Source organism: Streptomyces sp. NRRL B-24572 (genome assembly GCF_002156145.1).
GTDB lineage: Bacteria > Actinomycetota > Actinomycetes > Streptomycetales > Streptomycetaceae > Streptomyces > Streptomyces vietnamensis.
In genome coordinates, this window is sequence record NZ_MWIG01001100.1 from 1 (window position 1) to 2,231 (window position 2,231).

Sequence of the window (2,231 nt, forward strand, 5' to 3'; positions counted from 1 at the left end):
CCAGGGGCACTCGACGGCCGTGGCGGCCGTCGAGTGCCCCTGGTCGGCCCGGGCGAGGAGCGCGAGCACGCCGGCGGTCAGCGCGAAGGCGGCCGTCCAGGCGGTGGTGATGACGGTGTTGGCCCGCACGAAGGGGCGCAGCCCCCAGACCTCGCGCGGCGTGGTGCGCTTGGCGATGCCCAGGGTGAAGGGCTTGCGGACGAGCAGCGAGACCGCGGCGATCAGGGCCAGGGTGGCCGAGGACAGGGCCGCCGAGTAGCCGTGCACGGCCGAGCCCGGGTCGGCGAAGGCGAGGGCCGCCAGGGCCGCGAAGAAGACCGCCGAGCCGGTCTCGATGATCAGCGCGTCGAACCCGGCCCCCGCGCGGCGCTGCTGCGCGGCCACCGCGACGGCGGCCACCAGGGCGGCGAGCGCGCCCCACTGCCACTGGGCGGACGGGATCACCGCGAAGACGATCCAGGGAAGGAAGGTGCGCACGTACGACATCGAAGACCCCCGGTTGCTGTTCGCCGTCCTGACATTCCTGTTCTGACATGTCGAAGCTAGACGTTCCAGAACTGACATGTCAAGAATGGAATGTAAGGTGATGGTCATGAGCCTTCGACACGCCCTCCTGGGACTTCTCTCCGAGCGCCCCGCCAGCGGCTACGACCTGCTGAAACGCTTCGAGACCTCGCTGGCCAACGTCTGGCCCGCCACTCAGAGCCAGATGTACGGCGAGCTGGCCAAGCTCGCCGCCGCCGGGCTGATCGGCGTCTCGGCGGAAGGGCCGCGCGGCCGCAAGGAGTACACCCTCACGGACGAGGGGCTGGCCGAGCTGCGCCACTGGCTGACGGAGACCGAGCCGCAGCGCAACCCCCGCAGCGACACCCTGCTGAGGGTCTTCTTCCTCGGCGTGCTGACGCGGGAGCAGGCGGCCGGCTACCTCGCCGGGCTGATGGACGTGTCCGACCGGGAGCTCGAAGCCCTGCGCGAGCTGGAGCGGTCGATCGACTGGGGCGACGACCAGCTGTCGGTGTACGGCCGCATCGCCCTGGAGTACGGACTCCGCTTCAACGAGATGAAGCGCGAGTGGGCCCGCTGGGCGGCCACCCAGCTCCGCTAGACGAGCCGGGCGCGTGGTTCGGCGGCCGGCCCCTCGCGGCGGCGGGTCGAACCTACGCGCGCCCGCCGGTCACGACCGGAACAGGTACGGCGTCGAGGGCGAGTACTACTGGACCCCGCAGAACTCCGGGGCCTCCTCCCAGAACCGGAACAGCTGCGAACCGCAGTAACGGCTCAGCTCCGGCACCCCGAGAGCCTGCATCAGGGCGTCGATCGTGTCGAAGAAGGCGTTGTTGATCTGCGGGACGAACAGCAGCGCGATCACGATGAAGAAGCCGTACGGCGCGTACGGCTCGATCTGCCGCTTCACCCGGTACGACAGCCAGGGCTCCACCACCCCGTAGCCGTCGAGCCCCGGCACCGGCAGGAAGTTCAGGAGCGCGGCCGTCACCTGGAGGAACGCCAGGAACGCCAGCGCGAACTGGAAGGCGAGCGGCACGCCGTCGAGCGCGCCCAGCCAGAACGGCGCCGTGCAGACGAGCGCGAACAGCACGTTGGCCAGGGGGCCCGCCGCCGAGATCAGACTGTGCTTCCAACGGCCCCTGATCCGGCCCTGCTCGATGAAGACCGCGCCGCCCGGCAGACCGATCCCGCCCATGATCACGAACAGCACCGGCAGGACGATGCTCAGCACGGCGTGCGTGTACGCGAGCGGGTTGAGCGTCAGATAACCCTTGGCGCCCACCGTGATGTCCCCGCCGTACAGGGCGGTCCGGGCGTGCGCGTACTCGTGCAGACAGAGCGACACCACCCACGCCGAGGTCACGAACAGGAACACCGCGAGCCCGGGCGAGGCGGCGAAGCCCGTCCACACCGCCCAGCCGGTGACGGCCATGACGGCGAGGATCGCCAGAAAGACGGGGCTGATCCGCCGCTCGTGGCGCCGGGTGGTGGCGGTGGTCATGACGGGGGCTCCCAGGGGACGGAGGTCAGGTGCGGGGGAAACGTACCGCCCCCCGACCGGAGTTCCACCCCCGGGACCCCACCGCTTCCGGGCCCGCGACCCGCCCGCCGTGGCGGTCCGGCGCGAGGCGGGGGTCGGGCTCGCGGAGAATGGGGGGCGTGCGTTACTTCGTGCTCGGTTCGACCAGCGTCCGTGATTCCGACGGCACCGACCTCCCCACCGG

3 protein-coding genes are annotated in these 2,231 nt (G+C 71.0%); 1 reads left to right on the forward strand and 2 read right to left on the reverse strand.

The window, feature by feature from the left end:
* Positions 1-486, reverse strand: a 486-nt coding sequence (locus CCN56_RS40510; RefSeq protein ID WP_107484323.1) for a hypothetical protein, incomplete at its 3' end; no start/stop codon positions are given.
* A gap of 106 nt (positions 487-592) precedes the next feature.
* On the opposite strand from CCN56_RS40510, the gene CCN56_RS40515 reads away from it, so the two are divergent.
* Positions 593-1,105, forward strand: coding sequence for a PadR family transcriptional regulator (locus CCN56_RS40515; protein ID WP_086832536.1), 513 nt, complete (start codon positions 593-595; stop codon positions 1,103-1,105).
* Positions 1,106-1,210: 105 nt separating this feature from the next.
* Here the strand turns inward: CCN56_RS40515 and CCN56_RS40520 are convergent, their stop codons facing one another.
* Positions 1,211-2,008 carry a site-2 protease family protein gene (locus CCN56_RS40520; RefSeq protein WP_086832535.1) on the reverse strand — a complete coding sequence of 266 codons (798 nt, stop codon included), beginning with the start codon at positions 2,006-2,008 and terminating at the stop codon, positions 1,211-1,213.
* Between the last annotated feature and the right edge of the window lie 223 nt (positions 2,009-2,231).